Source organism: Rhodococcus antarcticus, from assembly GCF_026153295.1.
In the GTDB taxonomy this organism is placed as follows: Bacteria; Actinomycetota; Actinomycetes; order Mycobacteriales; family Mycobacteriaceae; genus Rhodococcus_D; species Rhodococcus_D antarcticus.
Window position 1 is genome coordinate 139,667 of sequence record NZ_CP110615.1, and the last position, 24,382, is coordinate 164,048.

The 24,382-nt window shown below is 74.3% G+C and carries 23 protein-coding genes; 14 read left to right on the top strand and 9 right to left on the bottom strand.

Annotation, left to right across the window (positions count from 1 at the left end; genetic code table 11):
- Positions 1 to 94 precede the first annotated feature (94 nt).
- From RHODO2019_RS00645 to ligD, 6 genes are all read left to right on the top strand, one after another.
- A complete protein-coding gene (locus RHODO2019_RS00645) occupies positions 95 to 1,492 on the top strand; it encodes a cation:dicarboxylate symporter family transporter (protein ID WP_265383162.1) in 1,398 nt (465 codons plus the stop codon).
- A 175-nt stretch (positions 1,493 to 1,667) separates the two neighbouring features.
- Positions 1,668 to 1,907, top strand: coding sequence for a phosphoribosylformylglycinamidine synthase subunit PurS (gene purS, locus RHODO2019_RS00650; protein ID WP_265383163.1), 240 nt, complete (start codon positions 1,668 to 1,670; stop codon positions 1,905 to 1,907).
- Positions 1,904 to 2,581, top strand: a complete 678-nt coding sequence (purQ, locus tag RHODO2019_RS00655; RefSeq protein ID WP_265383164.1) for a phosphoribosylformylglycinamidine synthase subunit PurQ — start codon at positions 1,904 to 1,906, stop codon at positions 2,579 to 2,581. The genes purS and purQ overlap by 4 nt, the downstream gene beginning before the upstream one ends.
- Before the next feature lie 167 nt (positions 2,582 to 2,748).
- Positions 2,749 to 4,107, top strand: coding sequence for a dipeptidase (locus tag RHODO2019_RS00660; RefSeq protein WP_265383165.1), 1,359 nt, complete (start codon positions 2,749 to 2,751; stop codon positions 4,105 to 4,107).
- A 660-nt stretch (positions 4,108 to 4,767) separates the two neighbouring features.
- Positions 4,768 to 5,808 carry an ATP-dependent DNA ligase gene (locus RHODO2019_RS00665; RefSeq protein ID WP_265383166.1) on the top strand — a complete coding sequence of 347 codons (1,041 nt, stop codon included), beginning with the start codon at positions 4,768 to 4,770 and terminating at the stop codon, positions 5,806 to 5,808.
- Positions 5,808 to 6,881 carry a non-homologous end-joining DNA ligase gene (gene ligD / locus RHODO2019_RS00670; RefSeq protein ID WP_265383167.1) on the top strand — a complete coding sequence of 358 codons (1,074 nt, stop codon included), beginning with the start codon at positions 5,808 to 5,810 and terminating at the stop codon, positions 6,879 to 6,881. Before RHODO2019_RS00665 ends, ligD begins: the two co-directional genes overlap by 1 nt.
- A gap of 75 nt (positions 6,882 to 6,956) precedes the next feature.
- Here ligD and RHODO2019_RS00675 read toward each other — a convergent pair whose 3' ends face one another.
- Positions 6,957 to 8,204, bottom strand: coding sequence for an SGNH/GDSL hydrolase family protein (locus RHODO2019_RS00675; RefSeq protein ID WP_265383168.1), 1,248 nt, complete (start codon positions 8,202 to 8,204; stop codon positions 6,957 to 6,959).
- A 229-nt stretch (positions 8,205 to 8,433) separates the two neighbouring features.
- Positions 8,434 to 9,024, bottom strand: coding sequence for a DinB family protein (locus RHODO2019_RS00680; protein ID WP_265383169.1), 591 nt, complete (start codon positions 9,022 to 9,024; stop codon positions 8,434 to 8,436).
- A gap of 128 nt (positions 9,025 to 9,152) precedes the next feature.
- Between RHODO2019_RS00680 and purL the strand changes: the two genes are divergently transcribed.
- Together purL and RHODO2019_RS00690 are read left to right on the top strand one after the other, a co-directional pair.
- Complete coding sequence (gene purL, locus RHODO2019_RS00685) at positions 9,153 to 11,423, top strand: phosphoribosylformylglycinamidine synthase subunit PurL (RefSeq protein WP_265384869.1); 2,271 nt, start codon at positions 9,153 to 9,155, stop codon at positions 11,421 to 11,423.
- A 53-nt stretch (positions 11,424 to 11,476) separates the two neighbouring features.
- Positions 11,477 to 12,058, top strand: a complete 582-nt coding sequence (locus RHODO2019_RS00690; protein WP_265383170.1) for an FKBP-type peptidyl-prolyl cis-trans isomerase — start codon at positions 11,477 to 11,479, stop codon at positions 12,056 to 12,058.
- Here the strand turns inward: RHODO2019_RS00690 and RHODO2019_RS00695 are convergent.
- Positions 12,051 to 12,743, bottom strand: coding sequence for an SGNH/GDSL hydrolase family protein (locus RHODO2019_RS00695; protein ID WP_265383171.1), 693 nt, complete (start codon positions 12,741 to 12,743; stop codon positions 12,051 to 12,053). The genes RHODO2019_RS00690 and RHODO2019_RS00695 overlap by 8 nt on opposite strands.
- Positions 12,744 to 12,782: 39 nt before the next feature.
- On the opposite strand from RHODO2019_RS00695, the gene RHODO2019_RS00700 reads away from it, so the two are divergent.
- Positions 12,783 to 13,163, top strand: coding sequence for a sterol carrier family protein (locus RHODO2019_RS00700; protein WP_265383172.1), 381 nt, complete (start codon positions 12,783 to 12,785; stop codon positions 13,161 to 13,163).
- Positions 13,164 to 13,193: 30 nt separating this feature from the next.
- Here the strand turns inward: RHODO2019_RS00700 and RHODO2019_RS00705 are convergent, their stop codons facing one another.
- Positions 13,194 to 15,005, bottom strand: coding sequence for an alpha/beta hydrolase (locus RHODO2019_RS00705; protein WP_265383173.1), 1,812 nt, complete (start codon positions 15,003 to 15,005; stop codon positions 13,194 to 13,196).
- On the bottom strand, positions 15,002 to 15,385 hold the full coding sequence (locus RHODO2019_RS00710) for a hypothetical protein (RefSeq protein WP_265383174.1): 384 nt from the start codon (positions 15,383 to 15,385) through the stop codon (positions 15,002 to 15,004). Before RHODO2019_RS00710 ends, RHODO2019_RS00705 begins: the two co-directional genes overlap by 4 nt.
- A gap of 26 nt (positions 15,386 to 15,411) precedes the next feature.
- Here RHODO2019_RS00710 and purF point away from each other — a divergent pair, with 26 nt between their 5' ends.
- Positions 15,412 to 16,977 (top strand): amidophosphoribosyltransferase, encoded by a 1,566-nt coding sequence (gene purF, locus RHODO2019_RS00715; protein WP_435532151.1) that lies wholly within the window; start codon positions 15,412 to 15,414, stop codon positions 16,975 to 16,977.
- Between the two features lie 214 nt (positions 16,978 to 17,191).
- On the opposite strand, the gene RHODO2019_RS00720 is transcribed toward purF, so the two are convergent.
- A complete protein-coding gene (locus RHODO2019_RS00720; RefSeq protein ID WP_265383175.1) occupies positions 17,192 to 17,800 on the bottom strand; it encodes a TetR/AcrR family transcriptional regulator in 609 nt (202 codons plus the stop codon).
- 79 nt (positions 17,801 to 17,879) lie between these two features.
- Between RHODO2019_RS00720 and RHODO2019_RS00725 the strand changes: the two genes are divergently transcribed.
- From RHODO2019_RS00725 to RHODO2019_RS00735, 3 genes are all read left to right on the top strand, one after another.
- The gene (locus RHODO2019_RS00725; RefSeq protein WP_265383176.1) at positions 17,880 to 19,031 is read left to right on the top strand and encodes an acyl-CoA dehydrogenase family protein; all 1,152 of its coding nucleotides are present in this window, start codon (positions 17,880 to 17,882) and stop codon (positions 19,029 to 19,031) included.
- A 165-nt stretch (positions 19,032 to 19,196) separates the two neighbouring features.
- Positions 19,197 to 20,285 carry a phosphoribosylformylglycinamidine cyclo-ligase gene (gene purM, locus RHODO2019_RS00730; RefSeq protein ID WP_265383177.1) on the top strand — a complete coding sequence of 363 codons (1,089 nt, stop codon included), beginning with the start codon at positions 19,197 to 19,199 and terminating at the stop codon, positions 20,283 to 20,285.
- A gap of 53 nt (positions 20,286 to 20,338) precedes the next feature.
- On the top strand, positions 20,339 to 21,424 hold the full coding sequence (locus RHODO2019_RS00735; protein ID WP_265383178.1) for an NADH:flavin oxidoreductase/NADH oxidase: 1,086 nt from the start codon (positions 20,339 to 20,341) through the stop codon (positions 21,422 to 21,424).
- A gap of 147 nt (positions 21,425 to 21,571) precedes the next feature.
- On the opposite strand, the gene RHODO2019_RS00740 is transcribed toward RHODO2019_RS00735, so the two are convergent.
- Positions 21,572 to 21,781, bottom strand: coding sequence for a DUF3073 domain-containing protein (locus RHODO2019_RS00740; RefSeq protein ID WP_265383179.1), 210 nt, complete (start codon positions 21,779 to 21,781; stop codon positions 21,572 to 21,574).
- Between the two features lie 156 nt (positions 21,782 to 21,937).
- On the opposite strand from RHODO2019_RS00740, the gene RHODO2019_RS00745 reads away from it, so the two are divergent.
- Positions 21,938 to 22,801, top strand: a complete 864-nt coding sequence (locus RHODO2019_RS00745; protein WP_265383180.1) for a DUF8083 family protein — start codon at positions 21,938 to 21,940, stop codon at positions 22,799 to 22,801.
- A 14-nt stretch (positions 22,802 to 22,815) separates the two neighbouring features.
- On the opposite strand, the gene RHODO2019_RS00750 is transcribed toward RHODO2019_RS00745, so the two are convergent.
- Together RHODO2019_RS00750 and RHODO2019_RS00755 are read right to left on the bottom strand one after the other, a co-directional pair.
- A complete protein-coding gene (locus tag RHODO2019_RS00750) occupies positions 22,816 to 23,775 on the bottom strand; it encodes an asparaginase (protein ID WP_265383181.1) in 960 nt (319 codons plus the stop codon).
- Entirely contained in the window at positions 23,772 to 24,353 is a 582-nt protein-coding gene (locus tag RHODO2019_RS00755; RefSeq protein WP_265383182.1) for an RsiG family protein, read from the bottom strand. The genes RHODO2019_RS00750 and RHODO2019_RS00755 overlap by 4 nt, the downstream gene beginning before the upstream one ends.
- Between the last annotated feature and the right edge of the window lie 29 nt (positions 24,354 to 24,382).

Consider the following 24,382-nt stretch of genomic DNA (forward strand, 5'->3'; position numbering starts at 1 on the left):
ACGCAAGTAGACACGTCGTCGCAGGTCAACGAGGGTCGCCTCTGTCGCTGAGTGAGCCAGGTCACTCAGGTCGACACCCGACGAGGAGGCAGCAGTGACCGTTGTTGACAAGGCCCGGAGCGATGCCGGGACCCCGCCACCCGCCAAGCGGGACCGCACCCACTGGCTCTACGTCAGCGTCATCATCGCGGTGGTGCTGGGCGCTGTGGTCGGCCTGGTGGCCCCCGGGCTGGGGAGGTCCCTGGGCCCGCTGGGCTCCGGGTTCGTCAACCTGATCAAGATGATGATCTCACCGATCATCTTCTGCACGATCGTCCTGGGCATCGGCTCGGTCCGGAAGGCGGCCAGCATCGGTCGCACCGGCACCCTCGCGCTCGTCTACTTCCTCGTGATGTCGACGTTCGCGCTGGGCATCGGCCTCGTCGTCGGCAACTTCCTCAAGCCGGGCAGCGGGCTGAAGATCACCGACGCGACGAACGCGGCCGGTGCGAAGCTCGCCGGCAGCGGCGCCGAGACCACCACCGACTTCCTGCTCGGCATCATCCCCACCTCCCTGCTGAGCTCGCTGACCGCGGGCGACGTGCTGCAGACGCTGTTCGTGGCCCTGCTGGTCGGCTTCGCGCTGCAGGCGCTGGGCACGTCCGGCGAGCCGGTCCTGCGGGGCATCGGATCCATCCAGAAGCTCGTGTTCAAGATCCTCACGATGATCCTGTGGCTGTCCCCCGTCGGTGCCTTCGGTGCGATCGCGAACGTGGTCGGGCAGACCGGGGCCGACGCCCTGGTCCAGCTGGGCGTGCTGATGCTTGGCTTCTACCTGACCTGCACCATCTTCATCTTCGGCGTGCTCGGCACCGTGCTCCGCGTGGTCACCGGGTTCAACGTCTTCAAGCTGGCGAAGTACCTGGGCCGGGAGTACCTGCTCATCGTCGCCACCTCGTCCTCGGAGTCGGCCCTGCCGCGGCTCATCGCGAAGATGGAGCACGTCGGCGTCGAGCGGACCACCGTGGGCATCGTGGTGCCCACCGGCTACTCGTTCAACCTCGACGGCACCGCCATCTACCTGACCATGGCGTCGATCTTCATCGGCGACGCGCTGGGCAAGCCGCTGGCGATCGGGGAGCAGGTCAGCCTGCTGCTGTTCATGATCGTGGCGTCCAAGGGAGCTGCGGGGGTCAGCGGGGCGGGCCTGGCCACCCTCGCCGGCGGGCTGCAGAGCCACCGGCCCGACCTGCTGGACGGCGTCGGCCTGATCGTCGGGATCGACAAGTTCATGTCCGAGGCCCGGGCGCTGACCAACTTCTCCGGCAACGCGATCGCCACCCTGCTCGTCGGGACGTGGACCAACACGATCGACGCCGACCGCGTGCGCGCCGTTCTCGACGGCGGGATCCCCTTCGACGAGTCGATGATGGACACCGACGCCCACTCCGTCGCAGGAGCGACCACGGGCACCGAGGTCCACACCAGGGCCGCGACGGGGGCGACCGGGTAGCCATCGACCCCCGGCCCGTCACCGCATCCCGCGGGCGTGATGTCGTCCAGGTTCGCCCTGGCCGACGGGCCCCGGGCAGGGCGGGGGCGGGGCGGCGGCGGGGCGGCGGACGTCGGCGAGGTCGCTGGCCCCCGATACGATGGCGCGGCCACTTCCCGAACGCCAGGAGCTCCCCGTGCCCCGTGTTGTCGTCGACGTCATGCCGAAGGCCGAGATCCTCGACCCCCAGGGCCAGGCCATCGCGGGCGCGCTGCCGCGGCTGGGCTTCGCCGGGGTCGCCGACGTGCGCCAGGGCAAGCGGTTCGAGCTCGAGGTCGCCGACGACGTGGACGACGCCACGCTCGCCCGGATCGCGGAGACCCTGCTGTGCAACACCGTGATCGAGGAGTGGACCGTCACCCGGGTGACGGCGTGAGCACCCGCATCGGGGTCGTCACCTTCCCCGGCACGCTCGACGACGTCGACGCGGCCCGCGCGGTGCGGCTGGCCGGGGCCGAGCCCGTCGCGCTGTGGCACGGCGACGCGGACCTGCGCGGGGTCGAGGCCGTGGTGGTGCCCGGTGGCTTCTCCTACGGCGACTACCTGCGGGCCGGGGCCATCGCCCGCTTCGCCCCCGTGATGGGCGAGGTGGTCACCGCGGCCGCCGGGGGCATGCCCGTGCTGGGCATCTGCAACGGCTTCCAGGTGCTGTGCGAGGCCGGGCTGCTGCCCGGCGCGCTGACCCGCAACGCCGGGCTGCACTTCCTGTGCCGCGACCAGTGGCTCACGGTCGAGTCCACGGCCACGGCGTGGACCTCGCGGTTCGAGGTGGGCGCGGAGATCCTGGTACCGCTGAAGTCCGGCGAGGGCCGCTACGTGGCGTCGGAGCAGACCCTGGCCGAGCTCGAGGGCGAGGGCCGCGTGGTGTTCCGCTACACCGGCGGCAACCCCAACGGCTCGCTGCACGACATCGCGGGCATCGCCTCGGCCAACGGGCGCGTGGTGGGGCTCATGCCGCACCCCGAGCACGCCACCGAGGTGCTCACCGGCCCCACCGACGACGGGCTCGGGCTGTTCCTCTCGGTGCTGGACTCAGTGCTCGCCGCCTGAGCGGCCACGTGTTCCCGCGGCCACGTGGAACCTTCTGGTCGCGGGAACACCGGCCAGCCCGACCACGTGGAACCTTTTGGTCGCGGGGCGCCCACCCTCGCCCCGTCCGACCCACCCTCGCCCCCTCTGGCCTCGGTCCGTCGGTCCGCCCGCCCTAGGGTCGGGGCATGACCGCTGGCCTCTCCACGTCCGAGCTCGAGCTCCGCGACCGCCTGGTGCAGGTGATGCCGGGGGTGCGCAGCGACCTCGAGGACCTCGTCCGCATCCCCTCGGTGTGGGCGCAGCACGAGCACCACGACGACGTGCACCGCAGCGCCGAGGCCGTGGCGCAGCTGCTGCGCGACGCCGGGTTCGCCGAGGTCGACGTGGTCAGCGAGGGTGGGGCGCCGGCCGTCATCGCCCACCACCCCGGCCCCGAGGGTGCGCCCACCGTCCTGCTCTACGCCCACCACGACGTGCAGCCCACCGGGGACGTCGACGCGTGGTCGAGCGCCCCGTTCGAGCCCACCGAGCGGGGCGCGCGCCTCTACGGCCGGGGTGCGGCCGACGACAAGGCCGGCATCGCCGCGCACCTGGCCGCGTTCCGCGCGCACGGCGGGCAGCCCCCGGTCGGGGTCACGGTGTTCGTGGAGGGCGAGGAGGAGTCGGGCTCGCCGTCCCTGCTGCGCCTGCTGGAGGTCCACCACGACCGCCTCGCCGCCGACGCGATCGTCATCGCCGACTCCGCGAACTGGGACATCGGCGTGCCGGCGCTCACGGTCAGCCTGCGCGGGCTGGCCGACTGCGTCGTCGAGGTCCGCACCCTGGGCCACGCCATCCACTCCGGGCTGTGGGGCGGGGTCGCGCCCGACGCCCTGACCACGCTGTGCCGGCTGCTGGCCACGCTGCACCACCCCGACGGCTCGGTGGCCGTGGCCGGGCTCGTGCGGTCCGAGGCGGCCGATCTCGACTACCCCGAGGACCGGGTGCGCGCGGAGTCCTCGATGCTGGACGGCGTGCAGCAGCTGGGCACGGGCTCGGTGGTCTCCCGGCTCTGGAACGCCCCGGCGATCGCGGTCATCGGGCTCGACGCGCCTGCCGTGGCCAACGCCTCGAACACGCTGGTGCCGGTCGCCCGGGCGAAGGTCAGCCTGCGGGTCCCGCCGGGCACCGACGCGAACGACGCCCTGCAGGCGTTGACGCAGCACCTGGAGTCCCACGTCCCCTGGGGTGCACAGCTCACCATCACCGAGGGCGAGACGGGCCAGCCCTGCGCCATCGACGCCACCGGCCCGGCCTACGACGCCGCGCGGTCGGCCTTCCGCGACGCCTGGGACGGCACCGAGCCCGTCGACATGGGCATGGGCGGGTCCATCCCGTTCATCGCCGAGTTCGTCAAGGCCTTCCCGGACGCATCGGTGCTGGTCACCGGGGTGGAGGACCCGGACACCCGGGCGCACGGCATCGACGAGGGCCTGCACCTGGCCGAGTTCGAGCGCGTCTGCCTGGCCGAGACCCTGCTGCTGTCCCGGCTCGCCCAGCGTTGACCTCCGCGGCGAACCGCGTCGCACAACGTCGATCTGGGGCCGCGCCGCCGCTCACCCCCGGCGGAAGCCCCCTCGGAGTGCAGCACCTGCCCGACGACCCACCGTCCCTCGTCGCTGACCAGCCACGACACCAGGCGGGCCGTGTCCTCGGGCTGACCCCGGCGCCCGGCGGGGAACTGCGCGGCCACGTGGGCGTGCGCCGTCGCGACCATCGTGCTGGGCGGCCAGGGCCTGGACCAGCAGGATCGCCGAGCGCGTGTTCACGGCCCAGTGTCCGTCCAGCACCTCCGCGGTGACGCCGGCGAGCGCACCGTCCGGGGCGGTGCGCGGCCACGAGGTCGTCGGAGCCCCAGGGCTGCTCTGCGTCGTGCGCGGTGTGGTGGTGCACCACCACGCGGAGCCCGTCGGCCAGCAGCCGTTGCGCGATCGCGATCGCGATCGCGAACCCGATCCCCGCACCCCGGTCACCAGCGCGGTCCGTACCCCCGCGCGGTAGCCGCGACGCGCTGCACGCCGAATCATCCGGAGCCGACGGGTGACAGGGCCGCAGCACCGCGCACGCGAGCCTCGTGTTCGGGAGGGCTGGGCTCCGAACGTCAGCCGTGAACGATTCCTCGTGCCCTGGGTCCAGAAATCACGCACGGGGGCAGAATGCCCCCGATGGACCTCCCGGTGCGCCCACCGATCAAGCCCATGCTGGCCAAGGCCGTCGACGCGGTGCCGGACCAGCCCGCCGGTGTGCCGGCGTGGAGCTACGAGCCCAAGTGGGACGGCTTCCGCTGCCTCGTCTTCCGCGACGGCGACGAGGTGGTGCTCGGGTCGCGCAGCACCAAGGAGCTCACCCGGTACTTCCCCGAGCTCGTCGAGGCCGTGCAGGCGGAGCTGCCGCCGCGCTGCGTGCTGGACGGCGAGGTCGTCGTCCCCCGGGTCGTGGACGGGCGCACCCGGCTGAACTGGGACTCCCTCAGCCAGCGCATCCACCCCGCCGACAGCCGCGTGCAGCTGCTCAGCCGCGAGACCCCGGCCCAGCTCGTGCTGTTCGACGCCCTCGCCGTCGGCGATGTCGACCTCACGGGAGAGCCGTTCTCCCGCCGGCGCTCCGAGCTGTTGTCCGCGGTGGGCGACGGTCCGTCCATCCACGCCACCGCGGCCACGCAGGACGCGGCCACGGCCACCCGCTGGTTCGAGGAGTTCGAGGGTGCGGGGCTGGACGGCGTCGTCGCCAAGCGGCTGTCCGGTGCCTACCTGCCGGACAAGCGAGACATGCTCAAGGTCAAGCACCACCGCTCCGCCGACGCCGTGGTGCTCGGCTACCGGCCGCACCGCTCCAAGCCCGGCATCGGCTCGATGCTGCTGGGGCTCTACCGCGACGGCGAGCTGCACATGATCGGTGGCGCCTCGGCGTTCACCGACGCGCTCCGGGTGGCGTACCTGGCGGAGCTCGAACCGCTGCGGGTCGGCACGGAGAAGCTGCACGGCGAGCCCAACCGGTGGAACGCCCGCGAGGACAACGGCTGGGTGCCGCTGCGCCCGGAGCGGGTCGTGGAGATCGCCTACGACCAGATGGAGGGTGACCGGCTGCGGCACGTCGCGCGCTTCGTCCGCTGGCGCCCGGACCGCGAGCCCGAGAGCTGCACGTACGACCAGCTCGACGTGCCCGTCCGGTACTCCTTCGACGCCGTGCTCGCCGGGGGCGCGTGATGGCGAAGGACGAGCACGGCGCGGCGGAGACGTTCGAGGTCGGCGGGGTCGAGGTGCGGCTGAGCTCGCCCGACAAGATCGTGTTCCCGGAGCTGGGGGCCGCCGGCGGCACCAAGCGGCACGTATTCGACCACTACCGAGCCGTCGCTGAGGACGGTGCGATCCTCACCGCGCTGCGCGACCGGCCGACCTACCTGCAGCGCTTCCCCGACGGGATCACCGGCGAGGAGGTCTACCAGAAGCGGGTGCCCGCCAAGCACCCCGAGCACCTGCGGACCGTGCGGGTCACCTTCCCCTCCGGGCGCTCGGCGGACGCGCTGTGCCCGCAGCAGGCCGCCGACGTCCTGTGGGCCGCGCAGATGGGCACCGTCACCTTCCACCCCTGGCACGCCCGCGCCCAGGACGTCGACCACCCCGACGAGCTGCGCATCGATCTCGACCCCCAGCCGGGCACAGCGTTCGACGAGGCCCGCGACATCGCGCTGCAGGTGGTGCGCCCGCTGCTCGACGAGCTGGGGCTGGTGGGCTTCCCCAAGACCTCCGGTGGACGCGGGGTGCACGTCTACGTGCGGATCGAGCCCCGCTGGACGTTCACCGAGGTGCGCCGGGCCGCCATCGCCTTCGCCCGCGAGGTGGAGCGCGGGGCCGCCGGCCGGGTGACCACGGCGTGGTGGAAGGAGCAGCGTGGTGAGCAGATCTTCGTGGACTACAACCAGAACGCCCGCGACCGCACCATCGCGAGCGCGTACTCCGTGCGCAAGACCCCGCGGGCCACGGTGAGCACGCCGGTGACCTGGGACGAGCTGGTCGACGTGAACCCCGACGACTGCACCATCGCGACGGTGGCCGGCCTGCTCGCCGAGCGCGGCGACCCGATGGCCGGCATCGACGCCCGCGCGTTCACCCTGGACTCGCTGCTGGACCTGGCCGAGCGCGACGAGGGCGGCGGGCTGGGCGACCTGCCGTACCCGCCGAACTACCCGAAGATGCCGGGCGAGCCCAAGCGGGTGCAGCCGAGCCGAGACACCGACCGCCCTGATACCGACGGCGAGAGGGCTCCCGCCGACGGCTGACGGCCCGCGGTCGTTCCCGCCGTGCGCTCCGGAGCGTCCGGGGGAGGTCACGGCACCTCCCCCGGACGGACCCCGTCAGCGGCGTCGGCGTCCCGGACCGGCCACCATGACCGCGCCGGCGGTGAGGAACGCTCCGGCCACCGCGAGCAGCGGACCGATCGGGGCGGGACCGGTGTTGGCGAGCACCCGGGAGGCCTGCGGGCGCACGGGGGTGGTGACGGCGACGACGGCCGTCGTTGTCGTTGTCGTCGGAGCAGCGGTCGTGACGGGAGCGGCCGTGGTGGTCGGCGGTGCGGTTGTGGTGGTCGGCGCTGCGGGGGCGAGCAGGGCCTCGACGACGGGGGAGAGCGCGTTGGCCATGGCCTGGGTGCCGGCCAGCGACGGGTGCAGCACGTTGGTGCCGCCCCCTCCGGGAATCACCGGCTCGACCCAGCGGGTGGCCTCCGGCGAGCAGGCGGAGTGCGCGAGCGAGGTGGGGTAGACGTCGGCGTACGAGGCCCCGCGCTCGGTGGCCTGCTGCCCGATCGCGGTGTTCAGCTGCTGCTGGAGCACCTGCAGGTACGGGATGTCGATGTCGGTGAACGGCAGCGCCGTGACCAGCGGCACCGGGAGGCCCGGGACCGGCACGGGGGTCGGCAGCGCGTTGGCCGTGAAGCAGCCCCCCTCCGGGGTGTTCGCTGCGTCCGGGGCGATCGCCGGGTAGCCGATGACGACGACCTTCGCGTTCGGCGCCGCCGCCTGCACCGCGGCGATGGCGGCCCGCACCTTCGCCGTGACCTCCGGGATGCGGGCGTACGGGTCGTCGGCCTTGCCGGCGTTGGCGAAGTAGTCCTTGCACGAGAGGGATGGGGTCTTCGTGGCCGCCGTCGCCAAGGTCGGGCCGTTCTTGGTGAGCGCGATGCAGGCCTGCGCGATGGCACTGAAGCCGAGGTCGTTGCCTCCGATGGTGATCGACACCAGGTCTGGCTGGATCGTCTTGAACACGTCGAGCTGGGCCGGTGGGTCCGGCATTGGGGTCACGGCCTGCGGGGCGGAGAAGTCGCCGGTGACCGCGCCGCTGCACGTGACGTCGGTCAGCGCGAGGCCCAGCGAGGTGGCGAGGCGGTGGGGGTAGTCCAGGGTCGTCTGCTCGCACCCCGCCACGGGCTGCCCGGTCAGGGTGGCCGGCAGCGGGAGCCCGAAGCCCGCCGCGTAGGAGTCACCCAGGGCGACGTAGGTCGGCGGGGTGGCGGCGGTGGCGGCCGAGGCGGCAGGTGCGAGCAGCACCCCCGTCGCTCCGAGGGCGGAGACGAGCAGGGCAGGGACTGCGCGGCGCAGCAGCACGGGCTCTCCAGTGAGCGTCGGTGACGCCGGTCACGCGACCGGCCGTGGGGACCGTAGCCCGTTCGGACCCAACCGGCGCACAGTGCTCGAGTCGTCGCCGTAGTCGTCGTCGTCGTCGCCCCGCCGTCGTTCAGGAGTCGTGCGCCACGTGCGGAACCAGTCGGTCCGAGGTGGTGGCTCGACCCGGACCAGGCTCGCCACCGTGCCCCCGCCCGGGCCGGAGCCACGGTCAGGCGCCCGGGTCGCGGCCCACCAGGCCGAGCAGCCGGTCCTGCAGCGGGGCGTCCGCGGGCACCGGGACCGGCGGCGGGAACACCCCGTAGCCGCGCCACTGCTCGGCGCGCGGGCCGAGGCCTTCCCACATCCCCTCCACCAGCGCCGGCGGCAGGGTGTCGTCCTGGCCGGTGGCCCGGGCGAGGTCCCGCGCGCGGATGCCGCGGAAGAAGATCACCTGCCACAGGTACTCGCGCACCGGGAAGTCCCCGAAGCTGCAGTGCGCCACCCCGTCGAGGTCCGCCCCGGCGACCGCGGCCTCGGCCCGCTCGCCGATGGACGCGAAGGCCGCCGCCGGGTCCTCGGTGCCCAGCAGGTCCCCGTCGAAGGCGGTGGCCCCCACCTCGTCCATGGTCCGCCCGGCCACCATGTCCGGCACCCACGCGTCGTCGTGGGCGTGGGTGGCCACGACCTGCGCCAGGGTGAACGGCACGTCCCGGCCGGTCACCTCCGGGGGCAGCACCTGCTCCCACTGCTCCGGCCGCGCCCGGCCCACCACGCCCACCAGCGTCCGGTTGGCCAGCACGAACAGCTCCCGCTCGTCCATCTCCTGCTCCCCTCGTCCCCCTCGGGCCACCACCGTGGCACGAGGGCCCGACAGGTTCGAGGCCGTCAGGGCCGCCGATAGGCTGTGCACCCGTGACCCCTGCCGTCCCGTTGGACTCCGCCCTCCCCGTGGACACCACCGCCGTCGCCGCCGCCAGCCCGGACACCGAGCAGCCCTGGGCCGCGCTCGGGCTCAAGGCCGACGAGTACGCGCGCATCCGCGAGATCCTCGGCCGCCGCCCCACCGACGCCGAGCTCGCCATGTACTCGGTGATGTGGAGCGAGCACTGCTCCTACAAGTCCTCCAAGGTGCACCTGGCCTACTTCGGGGAGACCACCACCGAGGCCATGCGCTCCACGATGCTGGCGGGCATCGGCGAGAACGCGGGCGTGGTCGACGCCGGCGACGGCTGGGCGGTCACCTTCAAGGTGGAGAGCCACAACCACCCGTCCTACGTGGAGCCCTACCAGGGGGCGGCCACCGGGGTCGGCGGCATCGTCCGCGACATCATGGCCATGGGCGCGCGCCCGATCGCCGTGATGGACCAGCTGCGCTTCGGCCCGGCCGACGCCCCGGACACCCGCCGCGTGCTCAGCGGCATCGTCGCGGGGGTGGGCGGCTACGGGAACAGCCTGGGCCTGCCCAACGTGGGCGGCGAGCTCGTCTTCGACCCCTCCTACGCCGGCAACCCGCTGCTCAACGCGCTGTGCGCCGGGGTCATGCGCACCGAGGACCTGCACCTGGCCTTCGCCTCGGGCGTCGGCAACCGCATCATCCTGTTCGGAGCCCGCACGGGTCTGGACGGCATCGGCGGGGTCAGCGTGCTGGCGAGCGCCACCTTCGCCGACTCCGACACCGACAGCGGCCGCCGCAAGCTGCCCGCGGTGCAGGTGGGCGACCCGTTCACCGAGAAGGTGCTCATCGAGTGCTGCCTCGAGCTGTACGCCGCGCACGTCGTCGTCGGCATCCAGGACCTGGGTGGGGCCGGCCTGAGCTGTGCCACCTCCGAGCTGGCCTCGGCCGGGGACGGCGGCATGCGCATCGAGCTGGACAAGGTGCCGCTGCGCGCCGCCGGCATGACGCCGGCCGAGGTCCTCTCCAGCGAGTCCCAGGAGCGGATGTGTGCCGTGGTCGCGCCCGCCGACGTGGACGCCTTCATGGCCATCTGCGCGAAGTGGGACGTGCTGGCCACCGACATCGGTGCGGTCACCGACGGGGAGAACCTGCAGATCACCTGGCACGGGCAGACCGTGGTGGACGTGCCGCCGCGCACCGTGGCCCACGAGGGTCCCGTCTACCACCGGCCCGTCCAGCGCCCCGACACCCAGGACGCGCTGGTCGCCGACACCTCGGCCCGCCTGGCCCGGCCCACCACCGGCGACGAGCTGCGCGCCACGCTGCTGCAGATGGTCGGCTCGCCCCAGCTGTGCAGCCGCCGCTTCGTCGTCCAGCAGTACGACCGCTACGTCCGCGGTGGCACCGTGCTCGCCGAGCACGCGGACGCCGGGATGGTCCGCATCGACGAGAGCACCGGTCGCGGAATCGCCCTGGCCACGGACGCCTCGGGTCGCTACACCGTGCTCGACCCCTACGTCGGTGCGCAGCTGGCCCTGGCCGAGGCCTACCGCAACGTCGCCACCACCGGCGCGACGCCCGTGGCCGTCACCGACTGCCTGAACTTCGGCTCGCCGGAGGACCCGGGCGTCATGTGGCAGTTCCGCGAGGCCGTGCACGGCATCGCTGACGGCTGCGTGGCCCTGGGCATCCCCGTCACCGGCGGCAACGTCAGCTTCTACAACCAGACCGGGACGACGGCGATCCTGCCCACCCCGGTCGTGGGCGTGCTGGGCCTCATCGACGACGTGGCGCGGCGCATCCCTACCGGCATCGGTCACACCGCGGGGGAGACCCTGATCCTGCTCGGCGACACCCACGACGAGCTCGACGGCTCGATCTGGGCCCAGGTGGTGCACGACCACCTCGGGGGGGTCCCGCCCCGGGTGGACCTCGTCCGCGAGCAGGAGCTCGCGGCGGTCCTGCTGGCCGGCTCGCGCGACGGGATGATCTCGGCCGCGCACGACCTCTCCGAGGGCGGGCTCGCCCAGGCCGTGGTCGAGATGGCGCTGGCCGGTGAGACGGCGTGCCGGGTGCTGCTGCCCGAGGGCACGGACCCGTTCGTCGCCCTGTTCAGCGAGTCAAGCGGCCGCATCCTGGTCGCCGTGCCCCGCAGCGAGGAGCCGCGCTTCACCAGCATGTGCACCATGCGGGGGATGCCCTGGACCCGGATCGGCGTGGTCGACGACGGATCCGACGTCCTGGACGTGCAGGGCCACTTCACGGTGCCGCTGGCCGAGCTGCGCGACACCTTCGAGGCCACCCTGCCCGCCCTGTTCGGCTAGGTCCCGCTCGACCCCGCTCGACCCCGCTCGATCCCGCCAACCCCTGGAGCACCGTGCTGCGCTCGTCCGCCGTCGCCCTCACCGCCGCCTCGCTGCTGCTGCTCACCGCCTGCGGCAGCTCCGACACCCCCGCGTCGTCCGCCGGAGCGGGCAGCGCGACCTCCCGCGCCGCGGCCACGACCGCCGCGGCTGCGGAGCCGACCGGGTGCGCACCGGCGACCGCCGCGGCCCCCGCCGGCGTCCCGGCGCTGACGGGGAACCCCACCGACACGACGACGCAAGCCGTGATCTCTGCGGGCACCGGGACCGCGCCGGCCGCGCTGGTGACCCAGGACGTCGTCACCTGCACGGGCACGGCCGCCACGGCCGCTGCCACCGTCGCCGTCCGCTACACCGGGGCGCTCTACACCGACGGCACCGTGTTCGACGCGTCCTGGAAGTCCGGGAACGCGCCGGTCTCGTTCCCGCTGAGCAAGGTCGTCCCGGGCTTCGCGCAGGGCATCGTGGGCATGCACCTCGGTGACCGCCGGGTCATCGTCATCCCGCCGGCCCTGGGCTACGGCGCGCGGACCAGCGGACCGATCCCCGGCGGGTCGACGCTGGTCTTCGTCGTCGACCTCGTCGGGATCAGCTGATCTGGTCCATCCGCCGGAGCGCGGCCGGGGCGAACGCGCGGGCGATGCGTGCGTGGCCGGCGTCGTTGGGGTGGAAGAAGTCGCCGGCCAGCTCGGTCAGGATCCGGGTGCCGGCCGTCGCGTGCTCCACCGGGGCGAGCACCAGGTGCGGCCGGGCGACCACCACGTCCCGGACCACGGCCGAGAGCTCCGCGGCAGCGGCCACCCGCGGACCCCACTGGAACTCCGGGACGTCGCCCACCACGGCCCCGGCGGGCAGCGCGTCGCAGAGCTGCTCGAGGCGGGTGCGGAACTCCGCCGGGGTCAGCCGGCCGGCGTCGTTCGACCCGACGCACAGCGTCACGACGTGCGCCTGCGCCAGCGGGACGGCCAGCTGCTGCGCGGCGGGCAGCTGGAGCGCGAGGACGTCGTCCACCCGGGCGCCGTAGACGGCCAGGTTCACCACCCGGACGGTGCGCCCGGTCCGCACCTGGGCGGCGTCCACGCAGCGTCCGAGCCACGACGTGCCCGGTCGGGTCGATCCGGTGCCCTGGGTCAGCGAGTCGCCCAGCGCCACCCAGAGCAGGTCCCCGGAGCGGGCCCGGCCGGACCAGTGGCGTCGCCTCGGTGGTACCGAGGCGCGGGTGCGCAGCGCCAGTCCGAGCAGCGCCACGAGCAGGACCAGCGCAGGCCGGAGGACGGTCACCAACGGAACCCTAGGACGTCGCCGACCTAGGCTGTGCGCGTGCCCGCCCACCGCGACGTCGACCCCGCCGAGCTGCGGTCGGCGGTGCTGGCGGTGCTCGACTGGCTCGACGGGGGAGACGCCCCGGACCGCCCGGTCGTGGCGGCCGCGGTGCGGCTGAGCGCTCGCTCGCTGGCGCAGTCCGCCCCGGGCAACAGCGTCGAGGTGCGGGTCCCCCCGTACGTGGCCGTGCAGTGCGTCGTGGGTCCCCGGCACACCCGCGGGACCCCGCCGAACGTGGTGGAGACCGACCCGAGGACATGGCTCGAGCTGGTCACCGGGCGGACCGGGTTCCTCGCGGCCGAGGCGGCCGGCCGGCTCACCGCGTCCGGCACCAGGGCCGGCGACATCGAGCACTGGTTGCCGATCCTGCCCGGCTGAGCGCGTCCGTCCCGAGGGCTCGGGGGTGGCTCACCAGGACGAGGGGTCCCACCCCGTCGGCCACCGTCGGTCCAGGCCCCGCAGCTCCGACGTCGCCCACCCGAGCCCGCCGAGCACCGCGTCCCCGGCGTCCCCGGCGAGGTCGCCCAGCCCGGCCAGGACGGCCTCCGCCGCGGCGTCCCGGTCGCCCGCCCCGAGTGCCCGTCCCATCTCGGCGGTGTGGCGGAGCACGTCCCCGGCGGCCTCACCGAGCCCGTCCGGCCGAGCGGACGTCACCTCCCCGAGGTCGCCGGTGGCGATCGCCCCGAGGTTGCGCAGGCTCTCCGAACCCGGCTCGTAGTAGGTCGAGTGCGCGCCCAGCAGCGACGCCGGGTCGTCGGCGGCGAACAGCCGGGCGCCGAAGGAACGGTCGTAGGGGCCGTCGGTGGCACCGGGGGAGAACCACGACCCGGCCGTGGCCTGCACGACGGGATCGTGCTCGGCCCTGGCCGCCCAGACGTGGCCCACCCCCGGGGTGAGCTGGGAGGCGCGGTCCACCGCGACGCCCGGGGAGCCGAGCAGGACGATGTCGTCGGCCGCGAGCCCGCGGGAGCCGGCCAGCCCGACCACCGTGCTGCCGTAGGAGTGCCCGACGGCGGTCACGTGCGGTGGCGCGGTACCGGCCTGCTGGGCCGCGGCCCGCCACCCCGCGACCTCGCCGACGAGGTGGTCCGCGGCCTGGGTGGCCAGTCCCAGCCGGGCGACCTCCGGGTCCAGCAGGCTCGTCGGGGCCTCGTAGTCCACCCACTGCACGGCCGCGTGGGTGCCGGACGGGTCGGCGGCGTCCATCTGCGCCCGCAGGGCCACGGCCTGCTCGATCCGGGTCTGGGCCACGCTCGAGCTCGTCCCCGGCACGGTCACGGCGACGTCGGTCGCGGTGGAGGGGTCGCCCACGGCCACCACCACCCCGCGGCCGTCCTGCGTGGAGTACCTCAGCAGCAGCACGGGTCCGGCCCCGGCGGCCACCGACCGCGCCGTCTCGAGGGCGGCCGAGGCGACCTGGGCCGCGTGCCCACGCACGGTCACCGCGCCGCGCCGGACCACCATCTCGGCGAGGTCGCCCCCGGTGAACTCGTCCCCGGTGGTCGTCGCCCCGGCGGGGTGGGCCAGCCGCCAGAGGTCCCGGGACAACCGGGTCCGGTTGACCCGGTCGAGCACCACCGGCGGGAGCCCCGTGAGCGCCGCGAGCTCCTCGGGCCCGGAGCGCTGCAGATCCTTCTGCTGCTGGTGGGACAGAGCCCCCCACCACCGGGCCACCTCGATCGGGTCGGTGCCCTCCGGTGGCGGGTCCGGGACCGCGGGGGAGGGCGCAGGGGAGACCGGCGCGGCCACCGCGGCTCCTCCGGCCAGCGCGTCGAAGGCGGTGGCCGTGCGGGCCAGCTCGCCATCGAGGTGGTCGCGCAGCGCGAGCAGCTCCCTGGCCACCGCGACCGTGACCCCCGCGGTGGTGACCGGGTCGGTGAGGGCGCGCGCGGCGACGGTGGCCAGCCAGCCGAGCAGCAGGCCGTCGGCGGCCCGCACCACGTCGTGCTGGGTGCGGGCGACGCCCGCCAGGAGCTCCTGCGCCACACCGAGCTCGGCGTCGGCGGCGAGCAGGGTGGCGGAGCGGCCGTCGAGCGTGCGTGCGGCGGCGCTCGCGGTCGAACCCGTCCAGGCCGCCCCGAGCACGGTTCGGGCGGTGTCGAGGTGCTGGCCGGTGCGGTCGACGGCGACGCGGGCCGCGGCCAGGCGGCTCGAGCCCGCGCGGCCCAGCCGACCCGTGGTGACCTCCCGGTGCAGCTGCTGGGGATCGGGCCCGCTCACGCCAGCACCTCCAGCTCCCGGGCGAAGGCGCGGTCCACGGCGACGTAGCCCCGGGCCGCCGTCCGGACGGCTCGCGCGTCGCCGCCCAGCCCGTCCCCGGTGGCGACGAGCCGGTCGCCGGCCCGCCCGGCGAAGCGGGCCACGGCGTCGGCGAGGGCGGCGCCCCGGGGTCCGACCTCGGCGGGGCCCAGTGCGAGCCCCCGCACGGCCGCGGCCGCGACCTCCAGCGCGCGGGCCGACTCGGCGACCTGCCCGGCGGCCCGGTGCAGCCCGCCCACCTCCACCTCGAAGCCGTCCACGGGGGTGAGACGTGCCGCACCCGGGACCGGTTCCCGGCCGCTGCCGACCGCGGCGAGGCCGTACAGTTGGGGTCGTCCCACCCCCGCCCGCGAGGGAGCCCCACCCGGTGTCCGACGTGTCCGCTCGTGACCGTTCCCCCGAGCTCCGCACCCCCGACGTCCCGGAGGAGTCCCCGCGCGAGGAGTGCGGCGTCTTCGGGGTGTGGGCGCCGGGCGAGCAGGTGGCCAAGCTCAGCTACTACGGGCTCTACGCGCTGCAGCACCGGGGCCAGGAGGCGGCGGGCATCGCGGTCGGCGACGGCGCGCAGGTGCTGGTGTTCAAGGACCTCGGCCTGGTCAGCCAGGTGTTCGACGAGCAGACGCTGACGGCCATGAAGGGCCACGTCGCCATCGGCCACACGCGCTACTCCACCACCGGGTCCACCACGTGGGAGAACGCCCAGCCGACGTTCCGGACCACCTCCGCGGGCACCTCCGTCGCCCTGGGACACAACGGCAACCTGGTGAACACCGCCGACCTGGCCCACCGCGTGCGGGAGGCCGGGCTGCTCGACACGCGCAGCGACCGGATGGCCGCCACCACGGATTCGGACCTGATCGCCGCGCTGCTCGCGCACGCCGCGGGGGACACGTCCATCGAGCAGGCCGCCATGGCGCTGCTGCCGACCCTGCGGGGGGCCTTCTGCCTGACGTTCATGGACGAGCACACCCTCTACGCGGCCCGCGACCCGCACGGGGTGCACCCGCTGGTGCTGGGCCGCCTGGAGCGCGGCTGGGTGGTGGCCAGCGAGACCGCCGCGCTGGACATCGTGGGCGCGTCCTTCGTCCGGGAGATCGAGCCGGGCGAGCTGCTGGCGATCGACGCCGACGGGGTGCGCTCGAGCCGGTTCGCCAACCCCGAGCCCAAGGGCTGCGTCTTCGAGTTCGTCTACCTGGCCCGGCCGGACACCGCGATCGGCGGCCGCTCCGTGCACTCCACCCGGGTGGAGATCGGGGCGAAGCTGGCGACCGAGTCCCCCGCCGAGGGGGACCTCGTCATCCCCGTCCCGGAGTCGGGCACCCCCGCGGCCATCGGCTTCGCCCGGGCCTCGGGCATCCCCTACGGACAGGGCCTGGTCAAGAACGCCTACGTGGGGCGCACCTTCATCCAGCCCAGCCAGACGATCCGCCAGCTCGGGATCCGGCTCAAGCTCAACCCGCTCAAGGACGTCATCCGCGGCAAGCGCCTGGTCGTGGTGGACGACTCCATCGTCCGCGGCAACACCCAGCGGGCGCTGGTGCGGATGCTCCGCGAGGCGGGCGCGGTGGAGGTGCACGTGCGGATCGCCTCGCCGCCGGTGCGCTGGCCGTGCTTCTACGGCCTGGACTTCGGGAGCCCGGCCGAGCTCATCGCGAACGGGGCGGACTCCGAGGCCGGCCTGGTGGAGAGCGTGCGCCGGGCGATCGGCGCGGACTCGCTGGGCTACATCTCGGTGGACGGCATGATCGCGGCCACCGAGCAGCCCCGCAACCGGCTGTGCACCGCCTGCTTCACCGGTGAGTACCCCATCTCGCTGCCCACCGAGGCCGCGTTCGGCAAGAACGTGCTGGAGGGGATGTTGGAGAGTGCGGCCGACGCGGTGGCCCGCGAGATCGACGCGAACGACAACGTCGCGGCGCTGGGCCGGCCCTAGCTCGCTCCCGCTGGCCGCAGCCGGGCCACGTGGAACCTCGTGGTCGCTCCTGAGCTCGAACCCGGGCCACGTGGAACCTCGTGGTCGCTCCTGAGCTCGAACCCGGGCCACGTGGAACCTCGTGGTCGCTCCTGAGGCCGCACCCGGGCCACGTGGAACCTCCTGGTCGCGGACGTGGTCGCGGACGTGGTCGCGGACGTGGTCGTGGCCGGGCTCAGCGCCGGGAGAGCCGCAGCCGCAGACCGTCGACCAGCGCGCTGAGGGCCAGCTCCACGGTGTCGGCGTCCACGGAGTCCCGCCGGCCCGGCAGCCGGTGCGCCGAGGCGAGGTTCGGGTAGCGCCCCGCGTACACGGCCGGGTCCGCGCTGAACCCCGCGGTCACCGAGCCCGACGCTGCCCCCATGACCAGGAACTTCACCGCCGCCGCGATCTCGGTGGCCTCCCGGTGGCTCCACCCGGCCGCGACGAGCCCGCCGTGCACGGCGTCTACCCGCTGCAGCGCGGCGGCGGACCGGCCGGGCGAGCGGACGAACAGCGGGGCCAGCGCCGGGTGCTCGGCCAGGGCCCCGTGGTAGGTCCGCCCCCAGCGGAGCAGCGCCTCGTCCCAGGTGCGGACCCCGAACCACGAGGCGTCGGCCCCGGCCCCCACCCGCTCCACCAGGGCGTCGAGCAGCTCGTCCTTGCTGGCCACGTGGTGGTACAGCGACGGGGCCTGCACACCCAGCTCGGTGGCCAGGCGACGCATGGACAGCGCGTCCATCCCCTCGGCGTCGACGAGGGCCAGCGCGGCCTCCGCGATGCGCCCGGGGTTGACGTCTGCCATGCTTGTGAGCGTAGCCTAACGGCGTTAGGCTCACCCCCGAGCCACGAGCAGCAACCGACCGAGCACGAGGAGGTGCGGCGTGGACCTCACGCTGTCGCAGGAGCACCAGGCCCTGAAGGAGTCGGCGGCCGCGTTCGTCGACAAGGAGGTCGTGCCGCACGCCCCCGCGTGGGACCGCGCGCAGGAGGTGGACCGCGGCATCGTCGCCAAGCTCGGTGCCGCCGGCCTGCTCGGCCTGGGCGTGCCCGAGGAGATGGGTGGCTCGGGCGGGGACATGTTCGCCTACGCCCTGGCCATCGAGGAGCTGGGCCGGGGTGACCAGGCCATCCGCGGCATCGTCAGCGTCTCGCTCGGCCTGGTGGCCAAGTCCATCGTGAAGTACGGCACGCCCGAGCAGCAGGAGCGCTGGCTGCCCGGACTGTGCTCCGGCGAGCAGCTGGCCTGCTTCGGTCTCACCGAGCCCGGCACCGGGTCCGACGCGGGCGCCCTGACCACCAAGGCGGTCAAGGACGGCGACAGCTACCGCATCACCGGCTCGAAGCAGTTCATCACCAACGGCAACTGGGCCGACGTGGCGCTGGTCATGGCGCGCACCGGCGGTGAGGGCGCCCGTGGCGTCAGCGCGTTCCTCGTGCCGACGGACTCCGAGGGGTTCTCCGCCACCAAGATCCACGACAAGCTCGGCCTGCGCGGCCAGGACACCGCCGCCCTGCACCTTGACGACGTGGTCGTGCCCGCCAGCGCGATGCTGGGCGAGGAGGGCCGCGGGTTCACCGTGGCCATGACCGCGCTCGACCGCGGCCGCACCTCCATCGCGGCCTCCGCCGTCGGCCTGGCCACCGCGTGCCTGGACGCTGCGCTGTCCTACGCCCAGGAGCGCACCCAGTTCGGCAAGAAGGTCGCCGGCTTCCAGCTCGTGCAGCAGCTGCTGGTCGAGACCCAGGTCGAGCGCGACGCCGCCCGGCTGCTGGTGTGGAAGGCCTGCGACCTGGCCGACCACGACCAGCCCTTCCGCAACGAGGCGTCCGCCGCCAAGTACTACGCGGCGGAGATGGCGGTCCGTGCGGCCAACCGCTGCGTCCAGGTCTACGGCGGCTACGGCTTCACCGAGGAGTACCCGCTGGCCAAGTACCTGCGCGACGCCCGCGTGCTAACCCTGTACGAGGGCACCACCCAGGTGCAGACCCTGCTGCTCGGCCGGGCGCTGACCGGGGTGTCGGCCTTCGTCTGAGCCCCGGCAGGGCGGGGTGCGTGACGCGGGGCCGGGGGGTGCGGTGCCCGTGGTCCCCGAGCCGTCGGTGACGGCGCGGGGGTGGGCGCGCTGCTCCGGTACCCTCAGCACGCACTCCGCCGCGGCCCTCGTCGCTGGTGACGCCGACCCCGGAGCCTTCCTGCGATGACCGACGACCAGCGCCTCCCCGGCACCTCCTACGCGGACGCCGGGGTGGACATCGCCGCCGGAGAGCGCGCGGTGGAGCTGTTCGCGCCGTGGGCGCGCAAGGCCAGCCGGCCCGAGGTGATGGGCGGTCTCGGGGGGTTCGCCGGACTGTTCAAGCTGAAGACCGACCGCTGGCGCGAGCCCGTCCTGGCCGCGTCCACGGACGGCGTGGGCACCAAGATCGCCGTCGCGCAGGCCATGGACAAGCACGACACCGTCGGCCTGGACCTCGTCGCCATGGTCGTCGACGACCTCGTGGTGTGCGGGGCCGAGCCGCTGTTCCTGCAGGACTACATCGCAGTGGGCCGGGTGGTCCCCGAGCGGGTGGCCGAGATCGTCGGGGGCATCGCGCAGGGTTGCGTGCTGGCCGGCTGCGCCCTGCTCGGTGGCGAGACCGCGGAGCACCCGGGGCTGATGGCCGATGGTGCCTACGACCTCTCGGCCACCGGTGTCGGCGTGGTGGAGGCGGACGACGTGCTCGGACCCGAGCGGGTGCGCCCGGGCGACGTGGTGCTCGCCATGGAGGCCTCCGGGCTGCACTCCAACGGGTACTCCCTCGCCCGCCGCGTGCTGCTCGACATCGCCCGCATGTCGCTGGGGGGCCAGGTCGAGGAGTTCGGCCGCACGCTGGGAGAGGAGCTCCTGGAGCCCACCCGCATCTACGCCAAGGACTGCCTGGCCCTGGTCGCCGAGACCGAGGTGCGCACCTTCTGCCACGTCACCGGAGGTGGCCTCGCCGCGAACCTGGCGCGGGTGCTGCCCGCCGGGGTCGTCGCCCGGCTGGACCGCGGCACCTGGAGCCCGGCGCCGGTGTTCGGGCTGATCGCCCAGCGTGGTCGCGTCGACCGGGCCGAGATGGAGCAGACGTTCAACATGGGTGTCGGCATGGTCGCCGTGGTCGGGCCCGAGGACGTCGACCGGGCACTGGCCGTGCTCACCGCCCGGCACGTCCGCTCCTGGGTGCTGGGCACCGTCGAGAAGGCCGACGGGGTGGAGCAGTCCGCCGCCGAGCGGGTCCGCGTGGTGGGTGAGCACCCCCGCTTCTGAGCAACCGGTCACCCCGGGGAAGGGCCTCCGCCCGTGCGGTGTTGACCCGACACGTGACTGAACCCGACTCCACGACCCCCCTGCTCGCCACCCCGTTCACGGTGCGCGGCGTCACCCTGCCCAACCGCATCGTGGTCAGCCCCATGTGCCAGTACAGCTCCACCGACGGACTGCCGAACGCCTGGCACCTCGTGCACCTGGGCTCCCGGGCCGTCGGTGGGGCCGGCCTGGTCCTCACCGAGGCCGCCGCGGTCAGTCCCGAGGGTCGCATCACCCCCCAGGACGCGGGGATCTGGAACGACGACCAGGTGCAGGCCTGGAAGCCCGTCGTGGAGTTCGTCCGCGCCCAGGGGTCGGTGGCGGGCGTGCAGCTCGCCCACGCCGGCTTCAAGGCCTCCACCCACCGGCCGTGGGACACCGAGCACGGTGCCCTGCCCGCCAGCGAGGGCGGCTGGCCCGTGGTGGGGCCCACCGAGGATCCCTTCAGCAGCAGCTATCCCGTGCCCCGGCAGCTCGACGAGGTGGGCATCAGCCGGGTGGTCGACGACTTCGCCGCGGCGGCCCGTCGTGCCCTCGAGGCGGGCTTCCAGGTGGTGGAGGTCCACGCCGCGCACGGCTACCTGCTGCACGAGTTCCTCTCCCCGCTGAGCAACACCCGGACCGATGTCTGGGGCGGCAGCCGGGAAAACCGGATGCGGTTGGTCCTCGAGGTCACCCGCGCCGTGCGGGAGGCGGTGGGGGAGGACGTGCCCGTGCTGGTGCGCATCTCCGCCACCGACTGGACCGAGGGGGGGTGGAACGGCGAGGACAGCGTGGCGCTGGCCGCCGAGCTGAAGGCGGCGGGTGCCGACCTCGTGGACTGCTCCACCGGTGGCGTGGTGCCCCGGGCGGAGATCCCCGTCGGACCCGGCTACCAGGTCCCCTTCGCCGAGCAGGTCCGGACGCAGACCGGTCTTCCCACCGGGGCCGTCGGGATGATCACCGGTGCCGCGCAGGCCGAGGCCGTCCTGCAGGAGGGCCAGGCCGACGTGGTGCTGCTGGCCCGCGAGCTGCTCCGCGACCCGTACTGGCCCAACCGGGCGATCGCCGAGCTCCAGGGTGCGGCCCCGTGGCCGGCCCAGTACGAGCGAGCCTTCTGACCTGGGGCGACGGTGCTCCCGTGCGGGAGGACGACGAGGGCCCGCCGCGCCCAGGGGGGTGGAGCGCGGCGGGCCCGGCCAGTGTGACACGGTCGACGTCGGCAAGTTGATCGGTCGCCCGGATGGCCGAAGCCGCCCGGGCGTCGATCAGTAGCGACGCTCGGTGTCGTCGTCCTCGTCCCAGGGGCTGCGCGGCTCCTCGGTGCGGGGCTCGCTGCGCGCCGCGTCCGTCCGGGGTGCTCCCGTCGGGTGACCCGAGAGCTCTCGCTGCAGGGTGTCGAAATCGGTGGAGGGGGAGCTGTACTTGAGCTCCCGTGCAACCTTGGTCTGCTTCGCCTTAGCCCGGCCGCGGCCCATAGGACCCCCTCGTACGTGACGGGGCGGCCAGGGGAGTCGGCGGCCCCGTTCGAGTGTGTGTTCTTCCTTTCGCCACAGTACCGCGCGATCCCACCCGCCGCTGACACGTGGCCGGGAGCACCGGCCGGGTGCCGCCGGGCGTGTGATGATCGGCCGGTGCTGCCTCCCACGCCGGCGCAGGGACCGCTCCCGGCCGTGGCCCACCTGCGGGTCTACGAACCGTTGTCCCAGGTGGCGGAGCCGCGCCGGTCCGAGCTGATCCGCGCGGTGTCCCGGCCCCGGCTCGGCGTGGTCGCCGCCCTGCGGGCCGAGCAGGTGGGCAGCGTGCGGGCCGGGCGCACCGGTGCCCTTCCCACCGGGGACACCACGGTGCTCACCCTGGAGCCGGCCGACGTCCCCGGCGGTGCCCACCGGGTGGTCGGCCCCGGGACCCTGGTCTGTCCGTGGGACACCGGACGTCGCAGCGCCGCGGCCGTCGTCGGGGCCGCGGCGCGCCTGCCGGGGATCCTCGCCGAGGCCGCGGGGCTGGACGGAGAGGCGGTGCGGCGGGCCCGGCAGGTGCTGGCGACGGGTGGACCGGGGCCGGTGCACGTGCTGTCCAGCACGTGGGCCGTCCCGCTGGCCTGGTTCGCGCTGGTCGACCCGGCCGACGTGCGGGTGATCACCGACGACGGGCTGCGCCGACCGGTGTGGCGCGCACCGGCCGACGACGTGCGGGTGCGTGCCGGTCGGGTGCTGCGCACGGTCACCGAGCACCTGGGAGAGGTGGCGTCGGTGGTCGCGCTGGCGGACGTGCTGCGGTGGATCGGCAGATTCCCCCACGGCAGCGCGGTCGAGCTGGACTACGCAGGGCTGGGTGCACTGCTCGACGATTCCGCCGTGGCCGAGGACACCGGCTGCGCCGCGGTGCACGCGGTGGTGCGCCAGCTCGAGCGGGGCGACGGTCACCTCGTGGCCGCGACCCTGGCCCCGGTGACCGCGTTCTGGGCGCGGGTGCGTGCCGGTGAGCACGCGAGCTGACCGGGCCGGACCGATCAGGGCTGGAGCAACCCGGGCAGCAGCCGGGCCGAGCCCACGCGGAGCCCACCGCCGAGCAGCGGCTCCTCGGCCAAGGAGGCCAGGGCGTCGGAGTCCGGCACCCCGAGGTGGCGCAGCACGCCCACGGTGACCGGCCCCCGGGCCCGGCCCGCGCCGTCGTCGATCTTCACCGCGAACGCACGACCGTCGGGCAGCGCACCGGCGTGCACGCCCTCGGCCCCGGCCTTGCAGAGCAGGCCCGGCACGGCCGCCATGAGCAGCAGGTCCTCGCGACCGGTTCCGGAGACCAGGAACGGGTGGGCCCGCACGGCGTCGGCCACGCGGCGCTCGGGGCTGCCGGCGGGTGCGGTGACGATGCGGGCGAACGCCGTGGCCAGGCCGGTGAGCGAGAGGGCGAAGATCGGTGCGCCGCAGCCGTCCACGCCGACGGCGTCCACCGCCTCGCCGGCCAGCTCGGCCACGGTGCTCACCGCGGACTGCTGCAGCGGGTGGGCCGGGTCGAGGTAGTCCGGCAGCGACCAGCCGTTCGCCGCGCACGTCGACACCATCGCCGAGTGCTTGCCGGAGCAGTTCATGTACACCCGCCGGCGTCCACCGCCCGCGGCCAGCAGCGCCTCGCGGGTCGGCTCGTCCCCGGGCAGGTCGGCGGGGCAGCGCAGGTCGTCCTCGGTGAGCCCGGCCTCGGCGAGCAGCCGCAGGGCTCCCTCGACGTGGGCGGCCTCGCCGGAGTGCGAGGCCGAGGAGAGCGCGAGCTGGGTGGTGTCGCGCGGGGCGAACCCGCTGCGCAGCATGGCAACCGCCTGCATCGGCTTGTTCGACGAGCGCGGGAAGACCGGGGTGCGCACGTCGCCCAGGGCCAGGTCGACGGATCCGTCGGCCGCGAGCACCACCAGCGAGCCCCGGTGCACGCCCTCGCGGAACCCGGACCGGACGACCTCGACCAGCTCGACGCTCACGGCCGAACCCCTCGGGCGGTCCCGGGGTGGGCCCGCTCGGCGGCGAGCAGCCCGTCCACGGAGGCATCACCCTCCCGGTAGCGGCGGCCGATCTCGGCGTTGCAGGTGTCCATGACGAGCTGGACCTGGTGGCGCCGGTCGCTCACCGAGGCCTCCTCCTCGCGGTAGGAGGTGAGGGCGGCGTCGAGGGCACGGTCGTCGAGCGACGTGACGTCGGAGAGCTGGGGATCGCCCGCCAGCGCCTCGGCGGCCCGGCGGTGCTCGCCCGTGCGGGACGGGTTCACGGTCTGGAAGCGGCCGGAGCCGTGGGCGGCGGCGACCACACCGACGCCGAGGATCGTGGGCAGCTCGTCGACCGTGGTGCCGGGCTCGCCGCCGCGGTGGCGCAGCTCGGCCCGGACGAGGTCCATCCGGCCCTGCAGCAGCCGCCGGAGGTAGGACAGGTCCGTCTCCTCCTGGGCCGCGTCGTCGCGCCGGGAGCGGAGCTCGTCGAGCGGGAGGCCCTGCAGACCGTGCAGGAACGCGGGGTCGAGCACTCGGTCGATCCGGCGACGGCCGCCGTGACGCACCTCGATCATCTCCTCATCCTGTCCTCCCGCTGCTGAAC

Excerpts from the sequence above, each read along its gene's own strand:
- RHODO2019_RS00680 (WP_265383169.1), bottom strand. The coding sequence starts at position 9,024 with ATGGACGAGCGGGAGCTGTTCGTGCTGGCCAACCGGACGCTGGTGGGC.
- RHODO2019_RS00740 (WP_265383179.1), bottom strand. The coding sequence starts at position 21,781 with ATGGGCCGCGGCCGGGCTAAGGCGAAGCAGACCAAGGTTGCACGGGAG.
- purM (WP_265383177.1), top strand. The coding sequence starts at position 19,197 with ATGACCGACGACCAGCGCCTCCCCGGCACCTCCTACGCGGACGCCGGG.
- RHODO2019_RS00720 (WP_265383175.1), bottom strand. The coding sequence starts at position 17,800 with ATGGCAGACGTCAACCCCGGGCGCATCGCGGAGGCCGCGCTGGCCCTC.
- ligD (WP_265383167.1), top strand. The coding sequence starts at position 5,808 with ATGGCGAAGGACGAGCACGGCGCGGCGGAGACGTTCGAGGTCGGCGGG.
- RHODO2019_RS00755 (WP_265383182.1), bottom strand. The coding sequence starts at position 24,353 with ATGATCGAGGTGCGTCACGGCGGCCGTCGCCGGATCGACCGAGTGCTC.
- RHODO2019_RS00665 (WP_265383166.1), top strand. The coding sequence starts at position 4,768 with ATGGACCTCCCGGTGCGCCCACCGATCAAGCCCATGCTGGCCAAGGCC.
- RHODO2019_RS00660 (WP_265383165.1), top strand. The coding sequence starts at position 2,749 with ATGACCGCTGGCCTCTCCACGTCCGAGCTCGAGCTCCGCGACCGCCTG.